The 26,578-nt window shown below is 59.1% G+C and carries 24 protein-coding genes and 2 pseudogenes; 13 read left to right on the forward strand and 13 right to left on the reverse strand.

Annotation, left to right across the window (positions count from 1 at the left end; all coding sequences use genetic code 11):
- Positions 1–98: 98 nt before the first annotated feature.
- The 4 genes from I2G20_RS06250 (at position 99) to I2G20_RS06265 (ending at position 4,152) form a co-directional block, all read left to right on the forward strand.
- On the forward strand, positions 99–1,070 hold the full coding sequence (locus tag I2G20_RS06250) for a tripartite tricarboxylate transporter substrate-binding protein (RefSeq protein ID WP_196258845.1): 972 nt from the start codon (positions 99–101) through the stop codon (positions 1,068–1,070).
- 23 nt (positions 1,071–1,093) lie between these two features.
- The gene (locus tag I2G20_RS06255; protein ID WP_196258846.1) at positions 1,094–1,969 is read left to right on the forward strand and encodes an SMP-30/gluconolactonase/LRE family protein; all 876 of its coding nucleotides are present in this window, start codon (positions 1,094–1,096) and stop codon (positions 1,967–1,969) included.
- Positions 1,970–2,126: 157 nt separating this feature from the next.
- Positions 2,127–2,612 (forward strand): tripartite tricarboxylate transporter TctB family protein, encoded by a 486-nt coding sequence (locus I2G20_RS06260; RefSeq protein ID WP_196258847.1) that lies wholly within the window; start codon positions 2,127–2,129, stop codon positions 2,610–2,612.
- A 4-nt stretch (positions 2,613–2,616) separates the two neighbouring features.
- Positions 2,617–4,152 carry a tripartite tricarboxylate transporter permease gene (locus tag I2G20_RS06265; RefSeq protein ID WP_196258848.1) on the forward strand — a complete coding sequence of 512 codons (1,536 nt, stop codon included), beginning with the start codon at positions 2,617–2,619 and terminating at the stop codon, positions 4,150–4,152.
- Between the two features lie 325 nt (positions 4,153–4,477).
- Here the strand turns inward: I2G20_RS06265 and I2G20_RS06270 are convergent, their stop codons facing one another.
- Genes I2G20_RS06270 through I2G20_RS06290 form a run of 5 tightly spaced genes read right to left on the reverse strand, consistent with a single transcriptional unit; the run spans position 4,478 to position 8,829 of the window.
- Positions 4,478–5,683, reverse strand: a complete 1,206-nt coding sequence (locus I2G20_RS06270; protein WP_196258849.1) for a Tm-1-like ATP-binding domain-containing protein — start codon at positions 5,681–5,683, stop codon at positions 4,478–4,480.
- Entirely contained in the window at positions 5,680–6,129 is a 450-nt protein-coding gene (locus tag I2G20_RS06275; RefSeq protein ID WP_196258850.1) for an SRPBCC family protein, read from the reverse strand. Before I2G20_RS06275 ends, I2G20_RS06270 begins: the two co-directional genes overlap by 4 nt.
- A gap of 28 nt (positions 6,130–6,157) precedes the next feature.
- Positions 6,158–6,991: a phosphoenolpyruvate hydrolase family protein gene (locus I2G20_RS06280; protein ID WP_196258851.1), complete on the reverse strand. Its 834-nt coding sequence runs from the start codon at positions 6,989–6,991 to the stop codon at positions 6,158–6,160.
- Entirely contained in the window at positions 6,978–7,985 is a 1,008-nt protein-coding gene (locus I2G20_RS06285; RefSeq protein ID WP_196258852.1) for a branched-chain amino acid ABC transporter permease, read from the reverse strand. Before I2G20_RS06285 ends, I2G20_RS06280 begins: the two co-directional genes overlap by 14 nt.
- Before the next feature lies 1 nt (position 7,986).
- Entirely contained in the window at positions 7,987–8,829 is an 843-nt protein-coding gene (locus I2G20_RS06290) for a branched-chain amino acid ABC transporter permease (RefSeq protein ID WP_196259324.1), read from the reverse strand.
- 228 nt (positions 8,830–9,057) lie between these two features.
- Between I2G20_RS06290 and I2G20_RS06295 the strand changes: the two genes are divergently transcribed.
- Positions 9,058–9,900, forward strand: a complete 843-nt coding sequence (locus tag I2G20_RS06295; protein WP_196258853.1) for a helix-turn-helix transcriptional regulator — start codon at positions 9,058–9,060, stop codon at positions 9,898–9,900.
- On the opposite strand, the gene I2G20_RS06300 is transcribed toward I2G20_RS06295, so the two are convergent.
- From I2G20_RS06300 to I2G20_RS06315, 4 genes are all read right to left on the reverse strand, one after another.
- Complete coding sequence (locus tag I2G20_RS06300) at positions 9,897–10,625, reverse strand: ABC transporter ATP-binding protein (protein ID WP_196258854.1); 729 nt, start codon at positions 10,623–10,625, stop codon at positions 9,897–9,899. The genes I2G20_RS06295 and I2G20_RS06300 overlap by 4 nt on opposite strands.
- Positions 10,618–11,370 (reverse strand): ABC transporter ATP-binding protein, encoded by a 753-nt coding sequence (locus I2G20_RS06305; protein WP_196258855.1) that lies wholly within the window; start codon positions 11,368–11,370, stop codon positions 10,618–10,620. The genes I2G20_RS06300 and I2G20_RS06305 overlap by 8 nt, the downstream gene beginning before the upstream one ends.
- 89 nt (positions 11,371–11,459) lie before the next feature.
- A complete protein-coding gene (locus I2G20_RS06310) occupies positions 11,460–12,674 on the reverse strand; it encodes an ABC transporter substrate-binding protein (protein WP_196258856.1) in 1,215 nt (404 codons plus the stop codon).
- Between the two features lie 146 nt (positions 12,675–12,820).
- Positions 12,821–13,243 (reverse strand): GlcG/HbpS family heme-binding protein, encoded by a 423-nt coding sequence (locus tag I2G20_RS06315; RefSeq protein ID WP_196258857.1) that lies wholly within the window; start codon positions 13,241–13,243, stop codon positions 12,821–12,823.
- 167 nt (positions 13,244–13,410) lie between these two features.
- On the opposite strand from I2G20_RS06315, the gene I2G20_RS06320 reads away from it, so the two are divergent.
- From I2G20_RS06320 to I2G20_RS06340, 5 genes and pseudogenes are all read left to right on the forward strand, one after another.
- Positions 13,411–14,844 (forward strand): FAD-linked oxidase C-terminal domain-containing protein, encoded by a 1,434-nt coding sequence (locus I2G20_RS06320; RefSeq protein WP_196258858.1) that lies wholly within the window; start codon positions 13,411–13,413, stop codon positions 14,842–14,844.
- Entirely contained in the window at positions 14,841–16,007 is a 1,167-nt protein-coding gene (gene glcE, locus I2G20_RS06325) for a glycolate oxidase subunit GlcE (RefSeq protein ID WP_196258859.1), read from the forward strand. The genes I2G20_RS06320 and glcE overlap by 4 nt, the downstream gene beginning before the upstream one ends.
- A 2-nt stretch (positions 16,008–16,009) precedes the next feature.
- On the forward strand, positions 16,010–17,302 hold the full coding sequence (gene glcF / locus I2G20_RS06330) for a glycolate oxidase subunit GlcF (RefSeq protein WP_196258860.1): 1,293 nt from the start codon (positions 16,010–16,012) through the stop codon (positions 17,300–17,302).
- 145 nt (positions 17,303–17,447) lie between these two features.
- Positions 17,448–17,782: pseudogene (locus I2G20_RS06335) on the forward strand (transposase); the annotation flags it as partial.
- 30 nt (positions 17,783–17,812) lie between these two features.
- Positions 17,813–18,139 (forward strand): annotated as a pseudogene (locus I2G20_RS06340) (dihydrofolate reductase family protein); the annotation flags it as partial.
- 96 nt (positions 18,140–18,235) lie between these two features.
- On the opposite strand, the gene dgoD reads toward I2G20_RS06340, so the two are convergent.
- Genes dgoD through I2G20_RS06360 form a run of 4 tightly spaced genes read right to left on the reverse strand, consistent with a single transcriptional unit; the run spans position 18,236 to position 22,283 of the window.
- Positions 18,236–19,411, reverse strand: coding sequence for a galactonate dehydratase (gene dgoD / locus I2G20_RS06345; protein ID WP_196258862.1), 1,176 nt, complete (start codon positions 19,409–19,411; stop codon positions 18,236–18,238).
- Positions 19,412–19,426: 15 nt separating this feature from the next.
- Positions 19,427–20,701: a TRAP transporter large permease gene (locus I2G20_RS06350; protein WP_196258863.1), complete on the reverse strand. Its 1,275-nt coding sequence runs from the start codon at positions 20,699–20,701 to the stop codon at positions 19,427–19,429.
- The gene (locus I2G20_RS06355) at positions 20,698–21,207 is read right to left on the reverse strand and encodes a TRAP transporter small permease (protein WP_196258864.1); all 510 of its coding nucleotides are present in this window, start codon (positions 21,205–21,207) and stop codon (positions 20,698–20,700) included. Before I2G20_RS06355 ends, I2G20_RS06350 begins: the two co-directional genes overlap by 4 nt.
- A 56-nt stretch (positions 21,208–21,263) precedes the next feature.
- A complete protein-coding gene (locus tag I2G20_RS06360) occupies positions 21,264–22,283 on the reverse strand; it encodes a TRAP transporter substrate-binding protein (RefSeq protein WP_196258865.1) in 1,020 nt (339 codons plus the stop codon).
- A gap of 137 nt (positions 22,284–22,420) precedes the next feature.
- On the opposite strand from I2G20_RS06360, the gene I2G20_RS06365 reads away from it, so the two are divergent.
- The 3 genes from I2G20_RS06365 to I2G20_RS06375 all read left to right on the forward strand — a co-directional run bounded on the left by I2G20_RS06365 (position 22,421) and on the right by I2G20_RS06375 (position 26,574).
- The gene (locus tag I2G20_RS06365; RefSeq protein ID WP_196258866.1) at positions 22,421–23,176 is read left to right on the forward strand and encodes a FadR/GntR family transcriptional regulator; all 756 of its coding nucleotides are present in this window, start codon (positions 22,421–22,423) and stop codon (positions 23,174–23,176) included.
- Positions 23,177–23,498: 322 nt separating this feature from the next.
- Complete coding sequence (locus tag I2G20_RS06370) at positions 23,499–24,209, forward strand: ABC transporter ATP-binding protein (RefSeq protein ID WP_196258867.1); 711 nt, start codon at positions 23,499–23,501, stop codon at positions 24,207–24,209.
- Positions 24,210–24,216: 7 nt separating this feature from the next.
- Positions 24,217–26,574 (forward strand): ABC transporter permease, encoded by a 2,358-nt coding sequence (locus I2G20_RS06375; RefSeq protein WP_196258868.1) that lies wholly within the window; start codon positions 24,217–24,219, stop codon positions 26,572–26,574.
- Positions 26,575–26,578 lie beyond the last annotated feature (4 nt).

Raw genomic sequence — 26,578 nt, forward strand, 5'->3', positions numbered from 1 at the left:
TGGAGCCGCAGGAGAGCTGTCCGCACACTGGCACAGGTTTCAAGACCTTGTGCTGCTTCAACAGCCGCAGCATGCACCAATAAGGAGGAGATTTTGTGGTGAACAAGCAAACAAAGATCGGCAGGTTCCTGCTATTGTCGACAGTATCGTGTCTGGCGCTCGGCGCGCAGAGTGCACTGGCGGCCGCCTGCCCGGAAGGTTTCCCGGAACGGCCTATCAATTTCTATGTGGGCTTTGCCGCCGGCGGCGGCACCGATTCAATTGCCCGTACGCTCGCGCAGGCCATCGAACAGGCCCAAGGCTGGAATATCGTCGTCGAAAACCGTCCCGGTGCCGCGAGCGCGGTCATGGCACAGAGCCTGCTCAACATGGAACCCGATGGACATTCGATCGGGCTGGGCAGCAGCGATACGCTAGTGTGGAATCCCACATCGGGCGACCTCGACTTTCACTATAGCGACTTCCTGTTTCTTGGCTCGGCTATGGATAGCTGGAACAGCTTTGCAGCGCTCTCGACCGCGCCTTTCGATGATATTGCGAGCCTTGTGGAATATACCCGCGAGATCGGCATGGCGACTGTGGCGGTCGCGGGCTTCAATCAGACGCTTGTGGTCGAGCAGCTTGCAGATCAGTATGACATCAATCTCGTGCCGATCCCGGTCGCGGGATCGGCGGAATCGATGATGCTGACGCTGGGCGGCCATGTGGATGCCACCATTCAGGGCGTCGCACATCTGGCGGAACTCGAATCGGGAAATATGAAGCAGATTGCTTCGGTGACCTCTCATCGCTTGCCTTATCAGCCTGACTCCCCGACGCTCGAGGAACAGGGCGCAACCGCCCTGCCCATCCAAAGCGTCACAGTCCTAATGGCGCCCAAGGGTCTGCCCGACGATGTGCGGATATGCCTGGAGCAGGTCGTGGACGAGGCCGTGAACTCGGAAATCTACCACAACCTCATGGTCTCCTTTAACAACGAGGCTCTCAATCGTGGTCCTGAAGGCGTCGTCGACCTAATATCGAGTCGAGATGCGAGAATCCGGGCACTTTACGACAACCCGGCCAATTAGGTCCTGCTGATCCGGGGGGTGTCGTGACGCCGGAATGTATACTCGCCTGTGCCGATATTCTTGGCGAGGTGCCGATCTGGGACAAGGACAATAGCCGTATTTGCTGGCTCGATGTAAGCCGGGCACGCCTGCAGACCCTCGACGTGACGTCGGGTATGCACCAAATCCACCAGCTCCCGGGGAATACTGCCGGGGGCTGGGCCTTGCGAGCAGGAGGTGGCGCCATCGTCGCGCTGGATAACGGACTTTTCGGCCTCACGGACACCGAAATTGGCCCGTTGGTAGCCGAAATTCCCGCAAGATCATTGCAGGCCTCCCACCGGGTCAACGAAACCGCAGTCGATAGCGCCGGCCAACTGTGGGCAGGTGTGATGGAACGCAGCGCAAGCGGCCCCAGCGGCGGGCTTTTCCGTGTCGGGCCGAGCGGCGCAGTGCATCAGGCTTTGGGCGGCATAACGACCCCGAACGGTTTGTGCTTTGATCCAACCGGCACAACGCTCTATTTTGCGGATTCCGCGCGCAAATTGATCTGGTCGTTCGCGTTCGACGCCGAGCAAGGACTGGTCGATGAAAGGCGCGTGTTTTGCGATCTCTCAAGCGAGCCTGGCAAACCCGACGGCGCGGCCATTGATGCGGAGGGCTACATGTGGAGCGCCGGCTTTGGCGCCGGACGAATCCTGAGGATCGATCCCTATGGCCGGATCACCCACAGTATCTCCCTGCCGGTGAGCAAGGTCACGAGCCTTGCCTTTGGTGGGCCGGATCTGCGCACGCTTTACATCACGACGGCTTCGGGAAAGCTGACGCCCGAAGAGCTCGCGGCGCAGCCACTGGCCGGGGGCCTGTTCTCCATGACTGTCGATGTGGCCGGAATTCTCCCCGGAATGTTCGCGGGCTGAGCTGTTCGGCACCCCCAGCATTTCACATCGTGGAACGGATGGACATGTCCATCGACATCAATACTGTGAAACGGCCTTAGTTCGTGTGCCTGCAAGACTGTCCGGCAATGGGGCTCAGGTTGCACGGGAGGATGTTCGCCAGCAGATTCGAGAGCGCATGCGTGCGGCAGGCGGACAGCAAATTTTCGATTGGGATTACATGCGAGACCACAAGGACATAATCGGGGGCACCGCCCTTGTTGCAATCGGTGGCTTTGCCGCTGTGCACGCCATAATGACCCTGCGGCTAGGCACAATCTGGCAGATGGGGCCGGGGATGTTTCCCGCGGCGGTCGGCGTCCTGCTGGCCACCATCGGCGTCGTGCTGCTCATTACGGGCATACTCCGATCGGGCGAAGCTATCGATTTCGATCTGCGCTCGATAGTGCTCATCGGTCTGTCGGTTCTCGCCTTTGCACTGTTGATCCGTTCGTTCGGGCTGGTCCCTGCAATTACCGCGGTGGTCATACTCGCCAGCCGGGCCGACGCAAAGCTCTCGCCGGGGGGCATTGTGATCTTGTCGGCCATACTCTCGGTCGTGGCCGTTCTCATTTTCCAGATCGGGCTGAAACTGACTCTGACCGCCTTTAACTGGCCGTGGTGACATCATGCTAGGCGAATTCTCGACCAATATCGCACTCGGGCTGTCGACGGCATTTTCCATCGAGAACCTATTGTATTGTGTTCTCGGCGTTACGCTCGGCACCTTTGTGGGGGTAATTCCCGGCATTGGAGCGTTGGCAACAATGTCCATGCTGTTTCCGATTACCTTTTATCTGGATCCGACGTCGGCAATCATCATGCTGGCGGGCATCTGGTACGGCAGTTCCTACGGCGGCTCGATCGCCTCGATTTTGCTCAATCTCCCCGGCACGCCATCGAGCGCGGTTGCCTGTCTCGACGGCTATCCCATGGCCCGCCAGGGCCGGGCCGGGATTGCATTGTTCATGACGACAATGGGCAGCTTTTTTGGCGCCAGCGTCGGCATCCTCCTCATGATGACTTTCGCCCAGCCGCTCGTGGCCCTAGCGCTGAGTTTTGGCCCCTCGGAATATTTCTCGCTCATGGTCCTCGGACTGATTGCCGCCTCGGTTATTTCGGACGGTTCGGCGCTCAAGGCCATTGCCATGGTGCTGATGGGCATCCTGCTCGGCGTTGTCGGGCTTGATGTCCAGACAGGACAGACGCGGTTTACCTTCGGCATGATCAATCTGATCGACGGGATATCGCTTGTGGCACTCGCAATGGGTCTGTTCGGCATTGCCGAGGTGACATCCAGCGTAAGGCAGGCAACGGGTACCCTGATCCAGCACATCACCCTGAAATCAATGATCCCGACACGGGACGACGTCAGGCGTTCATGGATGCCGATGGTGCGCGGATCGACCCTTGGATCGTTTTTCGGCATCATGCCCGGCGTTGGTCCGACGGTCGCATCCTTCATCTCCTATGCCATCGAAAAGCGCGTCGCCAAGGAACCTGAACGCTTTGGCAAAGGTGCGATTGAAGGTGTTGTCGCTCCTGAAACCGCCAACAACGCCACCGATCAGGCAGCCTTCATTCCCACCCTCGTTCTGGGTATTCCAGGCAGTGCCACTATGGCTTTGATCCTTGGGGTGCTCATCATCCACGGGATTACGCCCGGCCCGTCCATGATCACCGATCGCCCCGAAATGTTCTGGGGCGTCGTGATGAGCTTTTGGATCGGCAACGTGCTTTTGCTGGTGCTCAACATACCCATGATAGGGATCTGGGTCCGCCTGCTGACCATTCCCTACCATTATCTCTATCCGGCGATCATCGTCTTTATCTGTATTGGCGTTTACAGTGTGAACGGCAGCGCATTCGATGTGTTTCTGATCATCATATTTGGCGTTGTTGGTTACGGCGCCCGGACCCTCGGATTTCCCGTCGCGCCGATGTTGCTGGGCTTCGTGCTCGGTCCCCTGATGGAGCAGCAATTTCGCCGCACCATGCTGATGTCACGCGGAAGCTTTGATGTGTTCATGACAAGGCCGATGAGCGCCACGTTCATCATTCTTGCTGCGCTCCTGCTGGCTTGGAGCATATGGGCCGCGTACCGGCATCGCACTCCGATAAAGCGTCCTCCAAATTCAGCTATCAAAACAGTGGATGGAGATTGAGTAGCAGCAGGGCTATCACAGATAATGTTGAGCAGGCCACTTGCCGAACGATCTGGCTCGAGCCCTACTTGCCAAAAGCAGCGACGCCCCGCTCTCCGCCGTAGGCTTAAGTCTCTCAAACCCTCCGCTACGGCGAATTGGGGGCCGGAAGCGGGCATCCATGTGACTACTACACTTGGCGTTGACGAGTAATTTCCAGTGAGTAGGTGTTCGTAGTTCTATTCTGACCGGCGCGCCACTTCCGTGCAAAACCGCGAACACTTGATTTGCCGGCGATCGCCTCCTCAAGCGTAGCCTTGTTGCCGGATGGGTGGCCGGTCCGTTCTCAGTATATTGAGCGATCCAGCACCAATTCAGCACAATAATCCGCAAACGCACAATCATTGATGTGGGCATCAACCTTGTGCAGCCGGTGCATTTCCGTTTGCACAAACTCGGCCTCAAGCATCTTGAACAGGGCCTCATCTGCAACCGGGTCCCAGAATGGCTGCCCCGGCGCATCGAGCGCCGAAACGCCACCCAGCGGCAGCACGAGATCAACCGGCCCGGGCGACGCGTTGAGCTTTGCTGCCAGCCAGCGCGCCATATTGACGTTCTCTTCCGGCGTCGTCCGCATAAGCGTAATGTTGGCGTTGTGGATATGGAAATAGCGCCCTTCATATTTCGGCGGCACGCTCTCGCGCGGTCCGAAATTGACCATGTCCATCGCGCCGCACGATCCGACCCAGGGTATGCCGGTCCTGGCCAGCACATCGAACCGCTCCGGTCCGGCCGAACAAATTCCACCCATCAAATGATCTGCCGTCTCGGTCGTCGTGATATCGACAATCGCGCGAACCATGCCGCTCGCAGCAATAGCCTCGAGCGCCCTGCCGCCTGACCCGTTTGCATGAAAGACGATGCAATCGTAATCGGCCTCAAGCCGGTCCCGCAATTTCTGGATCGCCGCTGTCGTGACCCCGAACATCGACATGGCAAGCGCCGGTTTGGACGCGTCGACGCTAACCGCATCAACTTTCGTCATCCCCGCAATCGCATGCGCTGCATTGGCCAGAATGCGCCGCGACACCGAGTTGAGCCCGGCAATATCGGTCACCGGAAACATCATGGTCATGTCGCTCACCCCGACATAACCGGAAACATCCCCCGAAGCGACCGTCGAGACCATCAGCTTGGGCGTACCCAGCGGCAGCGCGCGCATGGCCGGCGCGATAAGCGAGGTGCCGCCCGAACCGCCAAGCCCGATGACGCCGGCCACATCGTCCCGCGTCGCGATGAACCGCGTGAGTGCCTCGGACATGGCAATCACCGCCCTGCCCCGATCTCCAGCATCCATCACAGCAGCAGCGCCATCAATGTGATGTGCCGCAACCTCACTGGCTGGAACATCAGCGGCGGCGTGACTTCCGGTGGTCCCGACATCGACGGTGACGACGCCGATGCCTTGGGCCTTTATCAATCCCGCAACATAGAGAAGTTCATCGGCCTTTGTGTCGAACGTGCCGACGACATAAACCCTTCTGGCGTTCACCGCCGCACCTCGCGGCCATAGATCACGTCTTCCGCGCCCTCAAATGCGAGGCGGAAGGTGTCAGAAACCGTCTGATGCACATCAGAGGCATTTTCCAGCGAAACGTCATATTCCGCCCACCACTCACCAAAGGTCTTGTTGCCTTCCGTGATCGGCCTGAGCGTCATTTCCGCAACATAGTTCTCCACCGGCAGCGTCGCCTCGATGATGTTGTAGCAGCACCGGTATTCCCGATCGGATAGCGTCAGCAGCCGCTCGCGGATATGCCCGCCATCATGAGTGTAGAAATTGCGTACGCACCCGATCTGATCGGACGGCAAGCCATCCTCGATCTCGCTTCTAGCGAAAAACCGGTGATAGCGCGGCAGGGCATTGAAATCCCGCAGCACACCCCAGACCTTCTCGATCGGCGCATTGATGATCGCGCTGATATAAACCCTTGCCATGATGCTCTCCTCCCTTGACCGTTCCGGTCTATTTCATCTTGAGGTTCTTGAACGCCTCGATATTCTTCTTGATCGCAGTTTCCACCGGCAGCCGCTCGACGCTCGATGCGCCATAGAACCCGTTGCAATGCTCGGAATGCTCGAGAACATAAGCGACATCTTCCGGGGTGGCGATGGGGCCGCCATGCGCGATCACGATCACGTCCTTGCGGATCTTGCGCGCCGCCTCGGCCCATTCATCGATCAACGCGACGGACTCCGCCAGCGTCTTTGACGTCGTTGCTCCGATGGTGCCACCGGTTGTGACCCCCATATGCGGTACGATCATATCGGCACCGGCCTTGGTCATCTCGATCGCCTGTTCGACATCGAAAACATAGGGCGTCGTGAGCATGTCGAGCTCGTGCGCCTGCCGGATCATGTCGATTTCCGAAGAATAATTGATCCCCGTTTCCTCAAGGCTCACCCGGAACGTCCCGTCGATAATCCCGACAGTGGGGAAGTTCTGTACGCCCGAAAAACCCAACTCTTTGAGCTCTTTCAACAGCACCGGCATGATGACGAATGGGTCGGTGCCATTGACCCCCGCGATCACCGGCGTGTGCTTGACGACCGGGAGGACTTCGAGCGCCATTTCCTTGACGATCTCGTTTGCGTTGCCATAAGCCAGCAGACCCGCCGACGAGGCGCGGCCCGCCATGCGATAGCGGCCGGAATTATAGACGATGATGAGGTCGATCCCGCCCGCTTCCTCGCTCTTGGCCGAAATCCCGGTACCGGCGCCTCCACCCACGATGGGGCGACGGTTGCGCACCATGTCCTGCAATCGCTCAACGATCTTTGCGCGTTCAATGCGAGGCATTCTGTTTGTCCTTGATTTCTGAATGGGAAGCGGCGGCGGACCTTGCACGGCCCGTTTCGAGCAAATGACGGATCTGGCCCGCGACGCCGCGCCGGAACACCAGAACACAGATGATGAAAACACTGCCCACCATCACCGTCACCCAGCCGCCAAAGCCGGAGAAGTAATAATAGAGCGCAGAGACGATGGCCGCGCCGATGACCGGCCCGAAGACCGAATTCATCCCACCAACCAGCGTCATCAGGATCACATCGCCCGACATCGACCAGTGCACGTCGCGAAGCGACGCGACCTGGTAGATGATGACTTTGAGCGACCCTGCAAGCCCCGAAAGTCCTGCTGAAAGCGTGAACGCCATTATCTTGTATCGCGCCACAGGATAACCGAGCGACTGCGCACGCGGCTCATGGTCGCGAATGGCCCGTAACACCTCACCGAATGGCGAGTTGATAATGCGATGGATCAGCGCCAGCGCCAGCGCGACGATAATGAGCACCATGAAGTAGAGGTTGAGGTCCGAGCGCAGATTGATGAAGCCGAACAACGTTCCGCGCGGTACGCCCTGCATCCCGTCTTCCGCATGCGTGAACGGCAGGCGCAGGAAGACGAAATAGACGAGCTGTGCAAGAGCCAGGGTAATCATCGCCAGATAAATACCCGACCGCCGGGTCGCCAGTGCGCCGAATATCGCCCCGAGCACTGTTGCGAACGCAACCCCCAGAAGGATCGAAAACTCGGGCGCCCAGCCAAGATGCAAAAGTCCGTAACCGGTGATGTAAGCCGCGCTGCCGAAAAACGCCGCATGGCCGAATGAGAGAATGCCGGTGTGCCCGAGCAGGATGTTGAATGCGCAGGCAAACAGCGCCATGCACATGATCCGCATGACAAAGACGGGATAAACAACCGTCGGAAAGAACGGCACCGCAACCAGCAATCCCAGCAGGATAACGAAAAAGGCGATGACGACGCCGCGTGGAATGAGAGGAAAACTCATCTCAGCTTTCCTCCCGCCCGAACAGTCCAGCTGGACGCAGCAAAAGCACCAGCGCCATGACGACAAAGACGATCACGGTTGAACCCTCGGCGTAGAAAACCTTGGTCAGGCCTTCGATGACACCGAGCATGAGACCAGTGAAAACGGCGCCCGAAATCGAGCCCAGACCACCGATCACGACGATTGCGAAAACGATAATCACCAGTTCGGAACCCATAGACGGATTGACGTGCTGGATTGGCGCTGCAAGCACGCCTGCAAAGGCAGCAAGACCAACCCCAGCCCCATAGGTAAGCGTCAGGAGCAGCGGAACGTTCACGCCAAAAGCCTGAGTCAGTTCTGCCTTCTCGGTCGCAGCCCTGAGTTTTGCGCCGATCGTTGTGCGCTCGATCACAAACCATGTGGCTGCGCAAACGACCAGCGCTGCGACGATCACGAAAATCCGGTAGTTGGGCAGGAACATGAACCCGAGATTTGTGACACCACGCAATTCATCAGGCACCGGATAGGGATAGCCCGACGACCCGAAGGCAATCCGGAATCCTCCCTCGATCACAAGCACCATCCCGAATGTCAGCAACAGTCCGTAGATCGGGTCCAGCCCGTAAATCCGGCGCAGCAGGAGACGCTCGACCAGAACGCCTATCGCTGCAACGATCAGTGGTGCAACAATCAGAGCCGGCCAATAGCCGATCCCGAAATGCCGCCCGATCAGGAACGCGACGAACGCGCCCGTCATGAAGAAGGCGCCATGCGCGAAATTGACGATCTTCACGATGCCGAAAATGATCGCCAGTCCCAGGCTCAGAACGGCGTAAAACGACCCGTTGACCAGCCCGAGCATGATCTGGCCCAGAAACGCCTGAATCGGAATGCCAAAAAGGTCCACGGCCTACTCCATCGCAACGCCGGAACCGGCGATTCTGATCGAGCAAGGCCGCGCGCCCCACTGCGCGAAACCCATGTGGATTCCTCCTCATTCTGCGCGCTTTGTTTCAGGCGGAAATCAATACGCCACCTGCGTACGCATTTTATCGTTCCCCACTTTACACGGGCATTTATCGGCCTAACAATGGCCATCATGCACGAGAAACTATCCGAAACACACATTGTCGGCGACGACACCTTCCAGCAGATCGTCCGTGCCGAGGATTGCCCGGCACTCGCCCAACGACAGATATCGCATGTGGGGGTCGGTGACGCGGCCGTACCCTACCGCGTTGTCCGCACCAATCTGTCTGGCGCCTATCTCCATGCCTGCCTCGGCGGCGAAGGGCGCATGCTTTTGGATGGTCGCTGGCGCGCTCATAGGCAGGGCATGGTCACGCTTGCCCCTGCCCACGTGCTCCATGCCTTCCACGCAATTCTCGGCAAGCGTTGGCAATATTGCTGGGTGCGGTATCTGCCAACCTCGCCGCGTTCATCTTGGAGCGGCATGACCCCGCTGGTCGCCAGTTTCGATGCCCGCCCCCTTTCGCACGCCATTCTCGGCCTCTATCACGAAATGCAGAACGGGGCCGATATCCGCTCGACAACACTTTGGATCAACCTCATTGAGCACTATGTCTCTTTGTTCGTCGAACCGCTGCAAGGCGAAGAGCGACTGAGTACGCTCTGGAGCAAGGTCAACGAAGATCTCGGCCACGCCTGGACACTCGAAATGCTGGCCGACATGGCGGGCATGAGCGGCGAACATCTTCGGCGACTATGCCAGTCCCGGCTCGGCCGCAGCCCGATGCAACAATTGACCTATCTGCGCATCCAGCACTCGGCCCACCTTCTCGCGACCACCGAAATGCGTGTGGAAGACGTTGCCTTTGAAGTCGGCTACCAGAACCCGTTCGCTTTCTCGAATACCTTCAAGCGCATGACCGGCTTCCGCCCCTCGCGCTTCCAGTCACATCGAAAAAACTAGACGCCGAGTAATCGTGTTATCCGGTCAAAATCCTTGACCAGCATGTCATTGCTCACGCTATCGGCCACACGTCCGCGATCGATGATGTAATGCCGGTCCGCGACCGTTGAAGCGAAACGCACATTCTGCTCCACCATCAAAAGCGTATAGCCCTGATCCTTGAGCCGCGCGATTGCGGACCCGATCTGCTGGACGATCACGGGCGCCAGCCCTTCGGTCGGCTCGTCGAGCAAGAGCAGCTTCGCGCCGGTACGCAGAATCCGTCCAATGGCAAGCATCTGCTGTTCGCCACCGGACAATTTTGTACCGGGGCTTTGCAGCCTGCCTTCAAGGCTTGGAAACAGTTCCAGAATTTGGGAAACGCTAAGCCCGTTCTTGCCAACAACGGGCGGCAAAAGCAGATTCTCTTCTGCTGAAAGCGTAGCGTAAATCCCGCGATCTTCCGGGCAAAAAGCAATGCCCTTGCGTGCAATCCGGTGCGAAGGAAGATCAATCGTCTCCTCGCCAAGCACAGAAATCGATCCGGACCGTCGCGAAACCATGCCCATGATCGAGCGCAGCGTAGTCGTCTTGCCAGCGCCATTGCGCCCCAAAAGGGTCACGAGCTCACCAGGCTGTACATCGATATCGATGCCGTAGAGCGCCTGGCTCGGCCCGTACCAGGCCTCCAGCCCCTTGATTGCAAGATGGCTGTGTGAATGCAATTTCTGCGCTGCCTCAGCCATGTCCGCCTCCAAGATAGGCCTCGATAACCTCGGGATTGGCGGAAATGGACGCATAGTCGCCTTCCGTCAGAATGCGCCCGCGCGCCAGCACTGTCACATCGGTGCTGATCTGCGAAACGATGCCCAGATTATGCTCCACCATAAGCACCGTCCGGCCTTTGGCCGCCTCGCTTATGAGGTTGGTGATGCGCTCGACATCTTCGATACCCATGCCGGCTGTCGGCTCGTCGAGCAGAATGACATCAGGCTCAAGCGCCAGCGTCGTGGCGATCTCCAAAGCCCTGCGATGGCCGTATGACAATTCGCCAGCCGGCGTATCGGCAAGCCGGGAAATCCCCACCGCCTCGATCTGCGCCTCTGCCTTTTCGCGCTTTTCGTTGAGCGTGGATTTCGAGCGCCAGAAATCGAATGACTCGCCCCTGAGGCGTTGCACGGCGAGCATGACATTCTCGCGCACGGTCAGCGTGTTGAACACAGCTGAAATCTGGAATGATCGCACCAGCCCCATGCGCGCAATCGCGTCCGGACCTTTGTCCGTGACGTCCTTGCCATTGTACCGGATCGACCCGGCAGTCGGCTTGAGGAATTTGGTGAGGAGATTGAAGCAGGTGGTCTTGCCCGCGCCATTCGGCCCGATCAGCGCGTGGATCGCGCCCCGTTTGACCGAAATCGAAACATCGTTGACGGCAACAAAACCACGAAAATCCTTGGTCAGCCCGGAGACTTCGAGAACATGTTCACTCATGGCGCAACCCGTCTGGCGTAAAAGGAGCTGCCGGGCCGGTATATTGGCCCGGCAGCTTTTGTCCCTTGGGAGGGTACGAAATGCCGGTCTTAGCCGCCAGTCACAAGATAGCAGGTGCTCTGGTCAAGCGGACGGAACGCTTCCTCGGCAGGGATTGTGGCAACGGGTGCCAGATAATCCCAGTCATACTGAGACTCCTCAGGAGTCTTGACCTTCCAGAGATACATGTCGTGCACCATCCGCCCGTCTTCGCGGATATAACCATTGGGCGTGAAGAAGTCTGAAATCGGCGTTGCACGCATCGTTTCCGACACAGCATCCGGATCGTCAGTTCCCGCTGCCTCGATGGCCTTGAGATAGTGCATGGTCGCCGAATAATTGCCGGCTTGGCTCATATTGGGCATCATGCCGACCCGCTCGTAATAGCGGTTGGCGAATTCGCGCGTTTCTTCGTTCATGTCCCAATACCAGGCATTGGTCAGCATCAGCCCACCGGCGGCCTCAAGGCCAATCGAGTGGATGTCGTTTGCCCAGAGCAGTAGAGCGGCGAGCGTCTGGTTCTGGGTGATGCCGAATTCTGCCGCAGCATTGATCGCGTTAATCGCGTCACCGCCGGTCGAGGCGATGCCGATGATCTCGGCGCCCGACGTCTGGGCCTGCAGCATATAGGACGAGAAGTCGGTCGTGCCGAGCGGGTGGCGGGCAGAACCGAGCACGCGACCACCGGCAGCCTCGACAACCCCCGTAACTTGCTCTTCAAGCCCTATGCCGAAGGCAAAATCGACGGTCATGAAGAACCAGTCGAGACCACCGTCCTCGACCACGGCCTTGCCGGTGCCGTTGGCAAGCGAATAGGCATCATAGGCCCAATGGACAGCATATGGCGAGCACGCATCATTGGTGATGCCGATATTGGACGAGCCATTGACGATGATATGGCGCTGCATTTCCTTGGCAACGCCCGCCACCGCAAGAGCGGCACCGGAGTTGGAAAGATCGGTAATCATGTCGACGCCATCGACATCGAACCATTCACGGGCCTTGGCAGCCGCGACGTCAGCCTGATTCAGGTGGTCGTAAACGACGAGGTCGATCGGCGCACCGGCGACTTCGCCACCAAAATCTTCTATCGCCATGCGCACGGCTTCAACCGCGCCATCACCGGCCAGATCGGAATAGATTCCGCTCATGTCGGTGAGGACGCCGATGCGCACCACATCATTGGAAACTTGTGCATTTGCAGCCACAGTACCGGCAGCAATCAGAGCACTGGACGTCAACAGACGCCCCAGAAAACTGGTCATGGTCTCCTCCTTAGATCCAGAACGATTTCGTTTCTTATTATCGTTCTCCACTCTATAGACGAAACCATACCCCTTTAACATGCCCGCTATGCACGGTTTCATATCCGAAATGCACATCGCGTACTTTTCGCCCTCATGTTCTTTGTTTATCGGGCGGCAAGAAACGCATCGACTCCGGCCTGTGCACAGGCAAGATCCTGATCCGGCGTGCCCGAGCTGATGCCGATACCGCCAACCACCTCGCCGTCGACAATGACAGGCAACCCGCCACCCACAACCATCAGGCGCCCCCCGATTGCCGAATTGATCCCATAGGCAGGCTTTCCGGGCTGGCTGACTGCGCCATATTCATGTGTTGCCCGCTTCGCCCCGGCCGCGGTGAATGCCTTGTCGATTGCAATGGTTGTGCTGGTGACCTTGCCGCCGTCCATGCGCTCGAACGCGATGAGCTGGCCGGACTCGTCCGTGACGGCAATGCACATCGGCACCCCGATTTCGCGGGATTTCTCTGCTGCCCCCGCAATCAGAATGCGCGCATCCGCGATATCGAGACGTGTTACACTGTACATAGGCTGATCCTCCGGCCTTCGGTTTCGTCAGGATCAACACCATGCACAGCGGCACCGAAATTGCTGCACTGTGCGGTTCGGCTTTCCATCATGCGGAAATGTTTGACCGGCCGGTTGTGGCAAGACACCTTCGAAACTCAATGTAAGGTCGAGGAGAAATATCCCACATGAGTGCCATTGCGTTCCCCGCGCCGGACAACACAATCATCGTGCGCCGAGACGAGATTATCGCCGGACTTGCGCGGCTCGTGGAACCCGAATGCCTCGTCACCGGCGATGATGAAATGCGGCCCTTCGAAACCGACGCGCTGACCGCCTATCGCCGTATGCCGCTCGCCGTCGTACTCCCCCGGTCCACCCAGGAAGTGAGCGCAGTACTACGCTATTGCCACGACGCGGGCGTCAACGTCATTCCGCGCGGCGCGGGCACTTCGCTGGCCGGCGGCGCGATTCCGCAAGAAGACGCCGTGGTCATAGGCATCTCCAAACTCAATAAGGTTCTTGATTTCAACATCGCGAACCGGACCATCACCGTGGAAGCCGGAATTACCAATCTCGCCGTATCGGCCGCCGTTGCACCGGAAGGCTTTTTCTACGCCCCCGACCCCTCCTCCCAGCTCGCCTGCACCATCGGCGGCAATATCGGCATGAATTCGGGCGGAGCGCATTGCCTCAAATATGGCGTCACCTCCAACAATGTTCTCGGCGTCAAAGTGGTCCTGATCGACGGCACCATCATCGATCTGGGCGGCGATGCAATGGACGTGCCGGGCCTCAATCTACTTGGGTTGATGATCGGTTCGGAAGGCCAACTCGGTATCGTCACCGAAGCCATTTTGCGCATCATCCCCACCGCCGAAGGCGCGCGGCCCGTGCTTTTCGGCTTTGATTCAAGCGAGGACGCAGGCGCTTGCGTTGCCGCAATCATCGCGGCGGGCATCGTGCCGGTCGCGATGGAATTCATGGACAAGCCCGCCATCGAGATTTGCGAGGCTTTTGCCAAGGCGGGCTATCCGCTCGATGTCGAAGCCATGCTCATCATCGAAGTTGAAGGCTCGGAGGCCGAAATCGATGCCAGCCTCGCCCGCATTGTCGCCATCGCTCGCCAGCACGGCGTGCGCGTCGTCAAGGAATCGAAATCCGCTATTGAAACGGCCCAGATTTGGAAGGGCCGCAAATCCGCCTTCGGCGCAACCGGGCGCGTTGCCGATTACATCTGCATGGATGGCACCATCCCCACCGGCCAATTGCCTTACGTGCTCAAGCGCATGAGCGAGATCGTTGCCGGATATGGGCTCCGTGTCGCCAACGTCTTTCACGCAGGGGACGGAAATCTTCATCCGCTGATCTTGTTCAACGCAAACGATCCGACCGAACAGGCAAAGGCTGAGTCCGCCGGCAATGACATCTTGAAACTCTGCGTCGAAGTCGGCGGCTGCCTCACTGGCGAACATGGTGTTGGCATCGAAAAACGCGATTTGATGGGCGTCCAGTTCAACGCCGCAGACCTCAACCAGCAACTCCGCGTCCGCGCCGCGTTCGACGCCGATTGGCGGCTGAACCCCGCCAAGGTCTTTCCGCTCGAGGGCCGCACCTCGTGAACGCTCCGGCAGCACCGCAAAGCGAAGACGAACTCGCGGCCCTCATTGACAAGGCGGTGTCAGATCGAGCGCCGCTATCGATTGTCGGCGGCAGAACGCGCGGCAGCATCGGTGGACGCGGCAATGGCGCGCCCCTGTCGACAAGGGCGCTGACAGGCATCACCCTTTACGAACCGGCTGAAATGGTCATCTCCGCCCGCGCGGGCACGCCGCTTGCCGAGATCGAATCGGCACTCGCTACGAAGGGCCAGATGCTGCCCTTCGAGCCGATGGATCACCGCGCGCTACTTGGCACCACCGGCACACCGACGATCGGAGCGATTGCCGCCGGCAATATTTCCGGCCCCCGCCGCGTGAGCATTGGCGCTGCCCGCGATCACCTGATCGGTGTCCGGCTGGTCAATGGCTATGGCGACATCATCAAGTCGGGTGGCCGTGTCATGAAAAACGTCACCGGTCTCGATCTGGTCAAACTTAGCGCCGGAGCCTTTGGCACGCTTGGTGTCCTGACCGAAGTGACGTTCAAGGTTCTGCCCCGACCGGAAACGGCAATGACGCTGTCTCTCGACGGCCTTTCTGCACAAAATGCCGTCAGCGCAATGGCGGAGGCATTGGCCACGCCCTTCGAGATCAGCGCCGCCGCGCACGTTTCGGCCAATGCCAGCGCACCTTCTCTTACATTTCTGCGGCTGGAAGGCTTTTCCGAAAGCTGCACCTATCGCGCCGAGCGCCTCTCGAAACACCTCGACAATTTCGGGACATTGCGCCTCCTTGAGATCGATGAAGGCACCGCCCTCTGGCAGCGCATCCGCGACGCTGAAGATTTTGCGGGCAGTGACTTCGCCACTGTCCTGCGCGTCCATGTCGCCCCGTCAAAAGCCGGCGCCATTGTCGATATCGCCCATGCAAACAAGGCCTCAATCATGCTTGATTGGGGTGGCGGGCTGATCTGGCTGGGACTGGCACAAGGCGCTGACGCGTCCGAAACGATCCAGCGCATATCGGAGGCAGGCGGGCACCCAATGATCGTGAAAAGTGCAGTTGTGACACTCCCGGTCCTCACGCCAGCAAGTCCCGCCATCGCCGCACTCGCCCGAAAGGTCAAACACGCCTTCGATCCGCACGGGATATTCAATCCCGGCCTGCTCGCAGGACATATCTGACCATGCAGACACGGTTTTCCCCCGAACAGCTTGCCGATAGCCACACGCGCGAATCCGAAAAGATCCTGCGCTCCTGCGTCCATTGCGGCTTCTGCACTGCGACCTGTCCCACCTATCTGCTTGAAGGCGATGAGCGCGATTCCCCGCGCGGGCGCATCTATCTCATCAAGGACATGCTCGAGAACGACAAGCCGGCAAACACCGAAGTCGTCACCCATATCGACCGGTGCCTCTCCTGCCTATCCTGCATGACCACCTGCCCCTCCGGCGTGCATTACATGCACCTTGTCGATCACGCCCGCGCCCATATCGAAAAAACCTACAAGCGCCCCTGGCACGACCGGCTGATCCGCTCCATGCTTGCCGCCATCCTCCCCTATCCCAACCGCTTCCGCCTAGCTCTGACGCTTGGACGGCTCGGGCGTCCCTTCGCGCCACTGCTCGCCGCCCTGCCCGGGGGCGATCGTCTCAAAGCCATGCTCTCGCTTATTCCGAAAGGCGGTCTGCCACAAACCAGCAGCGACGAGCCAGCCGCCATCCAGTCCTCGCGCCAGGTCGCAATCCTCGGCGGCTGCGCGCAATCGGTTCTCGATCCCGAAATCAACGCCGCCACAAATCGCCTGCTGGCCCGTTTCGGCATTGGCGTCGTTTTTTCACCCGGCGAGGGCTGCTGTGGCGCGCTCGTTCATCACATGGGTCAGGAAGACAATGCGCTCGGCTTTGCGCGGCGCAATATCGATGCGTGGTGGCCACTGATCGAGAACGGGCTGGACGCCATCATCATCACCGCGTCGGGCTGCGGCACGACGATCAAGGACTACGGTTTCATGCTGCGCGATGATCCCTCCTATGCGCAAAAGGCCTCCCGCGTCTCGGCGCTCTCCAAGGATATCACCGAATATCTCGACACGCTCGATCTGCCCGCCGCTGAACCAAAAAGCATGGTCGTGGCCTATCACTCGGCCTGCTCCATGCAGCACGGCCAGCAGATCAAGGACCAGCCCAAACGCCTCCTGAAAAACGCCGGCTTTACCGTCCGCGATGTGCCCGAAGGCCACATCTGCTGCGGCTCGGCCGGCACCTACAACATCCTCCAACCCGACTTCGCCACCCGCCTGCGTGAGCGCAAGATCAAAAACATCATGCGCACCACGCCCGACATCATCGCGGCTGGCAATATCGGGTGCATGACGCAGATTGCCCAGGGCACCGATATCCCCATCCTGCATACCGCGCTATTGCTCGATTGGGCATATGGCGGGCCCGAACCGACCGCAATCAGGTCGCTTTCATAGTCCTGCGAAGCGGCTCAGATTGCGCACAATCAATCGAACGCGCGGTCCAGTTTGCCCGAAGAACGATTGGACGAAACCTCTTAACGTTGCCCCACGGACCTAATCCAGTTTGAAATAGACTCTGGCCCCTCGAAAAGGACCAGAGATGAAGCGCACCAGGTTTAGCGAAGAACAGATTATCGGCATTCTCAAAGAGCGTGAGGCAGGCGTTCCGGTTGCCGATTTGTGCCGCAAGCACGGCGTGAGCAACGCCAGCATTTACAAATGGAAAGCCAAGTATGGCGGCATGGATGTGAGCGAAGCCAAGCGGCTTAAATCGCTCGAAGACGAGAACGCCAAGCTCAAGAAACTCTTGGCCGATACCATGCTCGACAACTCCGCACTCAAGGATCTTCTGGGAAAAAAATGGTAGCGCCCGCCGCGAAGCGAAAGGCTGTCGCTTATCTCAGGGAGACCTTCGAGATGAGCGAGCGTCACGCTGGATAAAAGATGGGGGCAACTTCACGCGTCCCAGTCTTCGTCCTGACGCATAACCCGCGGCCTCCCCTGAAAATGGCAGTAGGCACCACGTTCCATTTTTTAAATACGTCCCTTACCCATGCGCTCGGGCACGTGGCGGCCGCCGGCGGCAAGGATATACGCGTCGGCGGCGGACCCAGCCTCGTCCGCGATTTTCTCAAGGCCAGTCTCATCGACAGCCTGCATGTCGCCATCACTCCGATCCTGCTCGGGCGCGGCATCCGTCTTTGGGACAACTTGCGCGGGCTGGAGGCCGGCTACACCATCAAGACTGAACCGGCCGAGAGCGGGACGATCCACCTCACATTCGAGCGCTAAAGCCGGCCACGAATTTACCGGCAACACTGACTGTCTCGCAGTGTCAGGGGCTGACTCGAGACGAATAGTGTAAAGGACTTTGCTCTTTTCACGCATCTACCAGTTTGCGATGCGTCCATCCGACAGAACGGCATCGAGAGCCGGAATTTCCTCGGGCTTGAACGGATAGCGGCTGGCCCGGACCTCATCGATCTCAATTCCGAGCCCCGGAGCCTGAGGGATCGCCCATGCCCCGTCCACCAGTGCCAAAGGATAGCTTGAACAAATCTCTTCAAACCACGGTACCAGCCCGACGGCTTCTTCCTGAATGACACAATTTTTCGTTGCGATGTCGAACTGAAGCGCAACCGCACCCGCGACCGGCCCCATGGGATTGTGTGGGGCAACGCCAATTCCAGCAGCTTCGGCAATGGCCGCAATCTTGCGCCCACCCGAAAACCCGCCGCAATGGGCAAGATCGGGCTGGATGAAGGCGACTGCCCGTGTCTCGGCAACTTCGGCAAACTCGCGCGGCGTGAACAGGCGCTCGCCGGTCGCGAGAGGACAATCCACGCGCCGCGCAAGATCGGCCATGGCCGGCGTGTTTCCGGGCTGGATCGGCTCTTCGACAAATAGCGGGCGGATCGGTGCGATTGCGTCGATATAGGCCTTGGCCGCATCGATCGAATCCGGGCGCCCATGAAAATCGGTCATGATATCGACGTCCCAGCCGACGCGCTCGCGAACCGCTGCCGCGAGCTTTTCGACATGGCGGACGGTGGCGGGCGACGCGTCATAGCCCGTATAGGGCACAAAGCCGAGCTTGATGGCGTTGTATCCCATCTCGACCGTCTCCTGCACTGCATCGCAGAAGGCCGAGATGTCGCGATTGTCGACTTGCTGCCCGATCTTTGCGCGCCGCAAATGCGTATAGACCCGTACATGATCGCGCACGGAACCACCCAGCAATTGCCAGACGGGCACCCCCAGCGCCTTGCCCTTGATGTCCCACAGGGCCTGCTCGATACCCGATAGTGCGCTCATGCCGATCGCGCCCAATTGCCAGAAGCTGAACCCGGTCATCCGCGCCACAATGTGCTCGATACGGAACGGGTCTTCGCCGATGACAAAGGGGGCGAGATCCTCCAGAGCCCCGGTAACCGCGCGCGTTTTCCATTCAAGCGTAGCCTCGCCCCATCCATAAAGGCCAGGCTGATCGGTCACGACTTTGACGAATATCCAGTTGCGGTGGATAGCGTTCACGATGACCGTTTCAATGGCAGTGATCTTCAAGTTGGCCTCGAATGTTCAGGGGTTCAATATGGATGGCAGCCAGGTCGAGAACTCGGGAACGAGGCACAATAGGCCCACGGCAACAAGCTGCGCGACCAGAAAAGGCAGGAGCGCCCGCATCAGCGGGAACATGGAAATGTTTCCCACCCGGATCATGACGAACAACACCACTCCGACGGGTGGTGTTATCAGCCCGATCGCCAGCGTCACCATAACCACCATGCTCATCTGCAACGGATCGATGCCAAGTGCATAAGTCGCTGGCAGGATCAGCGGAATGAAGATCAGAATCGCCGCGCCGATATCGAGGAACGTCCCTAGGATCAGCATGAGCATCGCGATGGCGAAAAGAAAGGCCAGCGGCTGGTTTTCAAACAGGATCGCGGCTTCCCGTACCCAACTGGCGATACCGAGCAAATTCAGCGCATAGGACAGGACCGTTGCCGCCGCGACCAGCAGATAGATCGTAGCCGATATCCGCGCTGCACTGGCAAAGGCGCGCCACAGCCCTTTCATGTCGAGCTGTCGAAAGACGACGATCGACAGGAAGATCGCATATGCGACCGCGATCCCGCCCCCTTCGGTTGCCGTATAGGCACCGAGCACCATGCCCGCGACGATGATGACCGGCAGCGTAATGACGGCAATCGCCTCGATGAGCATGCGCCACCGCTCGCCACCACGCACTTCAGGCCGGGAGCGCGGCACCTTGCCCCGGAAAGAGTCGATGGCGACAACCGCGCAGCAGGCAGCACCGATCAGCAGACCTGGAATGACGCCGGCCAGAAACAGATCGAGCACCGAAAGGCCTGACACCGCGGCCAGAAGGATGGCCAGCCCCGACGGCGGGATAATAGGCCCGATAACCGAAGACGCTGCCGTAACGGCAGCAGCGTAGGGCTTTGTGTACCCTTCCTTGGGCATCTCGGCCATGAAGACCCGGCCAAGCGCCGCCGCATCGGCAACCGCCGAACCTGAAATGCCCGCAAACATGACTGACGTGCCGACATTGGCATAGGCCGTGCCGCCCGGAAGCCAGCGTGTGCCATTTCGAGCGAGCGTAATGAGTCGCGAGGTAATGCCGCCCTGATTCATGATTTCTGCGGCGAGGATGTAAAACGGAACGGCAAGAAAGATGAAGCTGTCAACGCCGGTAAACAAGCGGGTTGTGACAATCGAGAACGGTATATTTGCGATCCAGACCCCGACCAACCCTGCAAGTCCAAGCGCAAAGGCGACCGGTACACCGATGAACAGAAGCGCCAACCCGACAAGCGCAACCCAGATCATTGTACGCCCTCCGGATCGCCTTCATTGTCGACAATCGGGTCGAACCCGGCGAACCAGGTCAGCGCGATCTGCACGAGCATCAGGAAAGCGCCCACGGGCAACGCCAGATAGGGATAGATCATGGGAATACCCGAAGCGGGGGCGACCTGCGCGGCGTTTCGCATGGCCAGCGGCCCGCCATAAACGAGCACGAAAAGACAGAATATCGCGGCAATCGTATAGAGCGCGGAGCGCACGAACCGGGCCTTCGAGGGCGCAACCATGCTTTCAAGCGTCGCGAGCGCCATGTGCTCGGCACGAAAAATACACGCTACTGAGCCCAGCATCATCAGCCAGACCATCAGATAGCGCATGGCTTCCTCGGTCCAGCTGAAACCTGTGTTGAACGCATAGCGTCCGATCACCTGTGTCAGGTTGAGAGCGGTCACAACAATCAGCAACAGCGTTGCGGCAATTTCGGTTGTGCGCGTCAGCAGCCGGGCCGTTTTGAAAGCGATTTGGCGCATGATGAATGGCCGGAGGCCGCTCCCAATAGGGGAGGAGCGGCCCCGGTTCCCAGGGATTAATTGTAGAGGCGATCCTTGGCGGCTTCGACTTCGGCAAGAAGCTCGTCGACAAGCTCATCGCCCACACGGGTGCGGATGAAATCAACGACTGGCGCCTGAACGATGTCGCGGAACGCTGCTTTTTCTTCAGGCGACGACACATGGATCTCCATGCCGAGTTCCTCTGCGAGCTTCCGGCTATAGAGCCAGTCACCTTCGGTCTTTTCGAGGTTCTCGGTCAGCGCCATCACCATAGCAGCGTCCTGGATGATCTGCTGATGACCGGGTGAGAGCGCCTCGAACCAGTCATTGTTGGCGATGATGACATGCAGACCGAAGGTGTGCTCGTTCAGAGTATAATAGCGCTGAACTTCACCATGCCCGCCACTATAGACCACGGCTGGCGGGTTTTCCTGACCATCGACCACGCCCTGACGCAGGGCCATCACCACTTCGGCGCCGCTGATCGGAACGGCCGTGGCGCCGAGCGCACCAACCATTTCCATATAGACTGGGCTTTCCATGGTGCGGATTTTCAGCCCGGCCATGTCTTCCGGATTGACGATCGGGCGCGTGTTGTTGGTGAACGAGCGGAAGCCGTTCTGCGAGAAGGCCAGCGCACGAATGCCGGTCTGCTCAAGAATATCGGCGCGCATTGCGTCACCGAATGGACCGTTCATCACGCTCCAGGCCTGCGGCGCACTTTCAAAGACATAGGGAATCGACCAGACCTGAATGGGTGGATAGAAGCCGGCCATCGCCCCATCGGCAGGGAATGTCAGCTCGAGGCTCCCTTGTTGCACCTGCTCGATCATTTCGCGTTCGCCACCGAGCTGGTTGCCCGGAAACAGGCGGACGGTGATCTCGCCATTGGTCTTGAACTCGACATATTCCTTGAAGCGCACAAGGGCGTTATATTCAGGATAGTCGCCTTCGGCGACGCCGATACCGAACTTGATTTCCATCGCACCTGCGCCTTGGGGCAGGCCGATCAGAGCTGCAACGCACGCAGCAGCCAACATTTTTCTAAATGCCATGGTTTCCTCCCATTCGATGGCCTCAAGCTATTTGCTTGACATCGGCGGCTGGGGTTTCTTTGGTCCGCCTGTGGCCGATGGATCGACTATGACGATCTCTAGATCATATGTAAAGATCATACGTAAGGTTGGGGATAATGAGCGCTGAGCGTCCGGATTTTGAATTGACCCTCGCTTTCCCAATCGATCTTGGCTCCTCCATGCCCACGGGGGCGGCCAAGCAGGCGGTTTCCGTTCTGGGTCGACGCATCGCCAATGATCTTTATCGGCCCGGCCAGGTGATGCCGACCGAGCTCGAACTTGCCGAATCTCTTGGGGTAAGCCGCGCCACCGTTCGCGACGCAATCAAGGTGCTGTCCGGTAAGGGATTGGTCAGAACCGCGCGCCGCTATGGAACGCGCGTCCGCCCGGTCGATGAGTGGAACCTGCTGGATGCAGACGTTGCGGCATGGCACGAGCCCAACCATCCGCGCCTGCGTATGATGTTTATCGAGACCACTGAGCTGCGCAGCATTTTCGAGCCAGCCGCGGCTGCACTTGCCGCCGAAAGAGCGACCGAAGACCAGATCCAGACGATCCTTGATGCGGCCTATGCCATGCAGCCAGGAAACAACGATCCTACAACGCTTTTTGCCGCCGACTGCCGTTTCCACGCCACGATGCTCGATGCCACTGGCAACCAGATGATGCGACAGCTGCGTTCGATCATCCTCACAATGCTTCGCATTTCATATGAATTTGGCGTGCTCGCTGTCGACACAGAGCCTGTTACCAGGCAGGGCCACATCAACGTGGCCGAAGCTATCAAGCGCCGGGATCCACAAGCTGCGTGCGACGCTATGGGCGCCATGCTCGAGCAAAATCGCGCCACGGCTCGTCAGTTTTCCAAGTAACCGCAGTGACCCCAATACGGGTTTAGGGCAGACTACGGCAGGCGAGATTTGCCGTTGCGGAAATTCGGCTCGATCCCTGATCTGTACAGCGGGCACATTCGCGGTCGGCACGGCGATGTCGGGGAAATCGGCGCGAGACGAGAGCCCCGTTAGCGCTGGGCGCCCGACGATGGCGCATATGATTACCAAACCCCACAGTCGTCAAACTTGGTGTCTCGTTCGTCCAAGGCGCCGGTTGCAGCAAGCGGCGCGCTTTCCCATACGAGAGGCGAATCCAAGTACAAATTGCGGTAAGGTCGAGCTTGGCATACGGTTGAGAGCGATGATGGGCGCAATTTTTCGTATCGAGGGGATAACCAAGGTTTATCGCACCGGCGACGTGGAGGTGCATGCGTTACGGGGCGTTGATCTCAAAATCGAGGCCGGTGAATTTCTGGTTCTGCTCGGGCCGTCGGGTTCTGGAAAGTCCACATTAGTTAATATCGTCGGCGCTCTCGATGCACCGACCGAAGGTCGCATCTATTTTGGCGACGACGAGTTGACCGGGCGCAACGACGCCGCTCTTACGCGGTTCCGACGGAACCATGTCGGCTTCGTCTTCCAGTTCTATAACCTCGTTCCAAGCCTCACCGCGCGCGAAAACGTCGCCCTCGTCACTGAAATCGCTCCGAATCCCATGGAACCCGGCGAAGCGCTCGAACTGGCAGGCCTGGACGTTTCGCGCCACGATCACTTTCCCGCTCAGCTTTCAGGGGGCGAACAGCAGCGCGTTGCCATCGCCCGCGCTATTGCCAAGCGACCGGAGGTGCTCTTGTGCGACGAGCCGACAGGCGCGCTCGATTCCAAAACCGGCGTACGTGTTCTTGAAGCGCTCGACACAGTCAATTCCGAACTCGGCACCACGACGCTGGTGATAACTCACAATGTCTCCATCGGTGGCATGGCCCATCGCGTCATCCAGTTTGGCGACGGCAGGGTCACCGACATAAGGACCAATGCCAAGCGGATCCGTCCCTCCGAAATCAGCTGGTGAGTCTGCGATGAGAATGCTCGATCGCAAATTGGTTCGGGAACTCTGGCGGCTTCGAGCACAGGTATTTTCGATCGCGCTGTTGGTAGCGGCCGGTGTTGCAACCCTGGTACTCGGCGTTGCGACCTATCAGTCGCTTTTTGAAACGCGCGAAGCCTATTACGATCGCAGCCGGTTTGCCGACGTTTTCGCCCAGGCCAGCCGGGCCCCTGAACATGCCCTTGGAGCCATCGAGCGCATTCCCGGTGTCGCCATGGCAGAGAGCCGGATTGTCGACCGGGCGATACTCGATCTCGAGGACATGATCGAGCCCGGTTCGGCGCAACTGGTTTCTGTGCCTGACCACGGCGAGCCGCTGCTTAATACGCTCTATATGCGCGCCGGCGCCTTGCCGGATCCGACCCAGCCAGACCAGGTCGTTGTCAATGAAGGGTTTGCCCGGGTACACGGACTGGATCTGGGTGACAGCTTCGGTGCCATCCTCAACGGTCAAAGGCGAGATCTCAGGATTGTGGGCATAGCGCTCAGCCCTGAGTTCATCTACAGTCTGGCGCCCGGCGCGCTGATGCCGGACGATCGGCGGTTCGCAATCGTCTGGATGTCACGCAGGGCACTTGCTGCCGCATTCGATCTTGAAGGTGCGTTTTCGTCGGTAACAGCGCGGCTCTTGCCCGGCGCTCTAGAAGCTGACGTGATCGACCGGATCGACGACATCCTTGCATCCTATGGCGGGCTTGGTGCCCATGGCCGTGACGGACAGCAAAGCAATGTCTTTCTCGATGCGGAACTCCAACAGCTGCAGGGTTCGAGCGCCGTTCTTCCTCCCATATTCCTGTTCATCGCCGCCTTTCTGGTCAACCTGACCCTCTCGCGCCTCATCGCGCTCGAACGCGAACAGATCGGGCTGATGAAAGCGCTGGGCTACTCCTCTTTGGCAGTCGCCTGGCATTATCTGAAGTTCGTTCTGGCCATTGGAGCAATCGGCGTCATAATCGGCTTCGGCGCCGGAAGCTGGCTCGGCCGCGAGCTCGCCAATCTTTATAGCCAGTATTTCCATTTCCCCTACCTCATCTTCCGGGTAGATACGAGTGTCTACCTGCTCGCCGCCACCGCGACCATGGCAGCGGCAAGCCTGGGTGCTGCCAAAGCTGTCTGGGGCGTTGTCCGGCTTTCCCCCTCGGTGGCAATGCAACCGGCTGCACCGCCGCGCTACAGGCGTGGTTTTGCGACGGGGTTGGCGTCCAGATTCTCGCAAGCCACGGTCATGATCATCCGCAACATTGTGCGCTGGCCATTACGGGCGGTCTTCACCATGCTCGGCATGGCGTTGGCAGTATCGGTGCTTGTTGCTTCCATGTTCGCCTATGACGCTATCGATCACATGATCGACCTGACCTATTACAAGGCCGAACGTCAGGACGCATCCATTGTACTCAATCTCCCACGCCCGGAAGGCGCCCTTTTCGATATCGAGCGGCTGCCCGGCATCATGGCCGCCGAACCGGTACGCGCCATTCCAGTGGAACTGGCCAACGGCCACCTGACCCGCCGTGTCGCGATCGATGGCCGGCATCGAGATGCCACGCTTTCTCAACTGGTGGACGAGGACGGGCGTTGGGTTCCCCTCCCCGAGACGGGCCTCGTTCTTTCGGACTGGCTCGCAAGAACGCTCGAACTGCAAGTCGGCGATCTGGCGCGGATGCAAACGCTCGACGGTCGGGCCATCACTGCCGAAATACCCGTTACCGCGATCGTGCGGTCTTATGTCGGCTCCGCCGTTTACATGGATCTCGGCGAACTCAATCGCATCATGGGCGACGGGCCACTGATCGGGGGTGCCAATATCAGGCTCGACCCCACCCTGGAGAACGAACTGTTTGCCCGGATCAAGCAGTCACCGGCGATTGTCGGCGTGTCCCTCCAAAGCCTCGCCAGAGAGGCGCTTCGTGAAACGATGGACGAGAACATCCTGCTCATGACTGGGGTGTTCGCTATCCTCGCTTCGATCATCGCCTTTGGTGTCATCTATAACAGTGCCCGCATCCAACTGTCCGAGCGCGGCCGGGAACTGGCCAGCCTGCGCGTTCTTGGTTTCACAAAAGCGGAAGTGTCCTGGATCCTTCTGGCAGAGCTTGCGCTTTTGACCCTTCTGGCACTGCCGGTCGGCTGGCTGATCGGGTTCGGATTGGCTGCCGCGATGGCGATAGGATTTGAAACCGAGCTGTTCCGTATTCCTCTGATCGTTGAGCGCAGCACCTACGCCATGGCTTCACTGATCGTTCTCGCTGCCGCCTTAGGGTCTGCGCTCATCGTTCGCCGCCGCGTCGGCCGGCTCGATCTCATCGAAGTTCTCAAGACACGGGAGTAGTCTC

The organism is Pelagibacterium limicola (assembly GCF_015694405.1).
Lineage (GTDB): Bacteria > Pseudomonadota > Alphaproteobacteria > Rhizobiales > Devosiaceae > Pelagibacterium > Pelagibacterium limicola.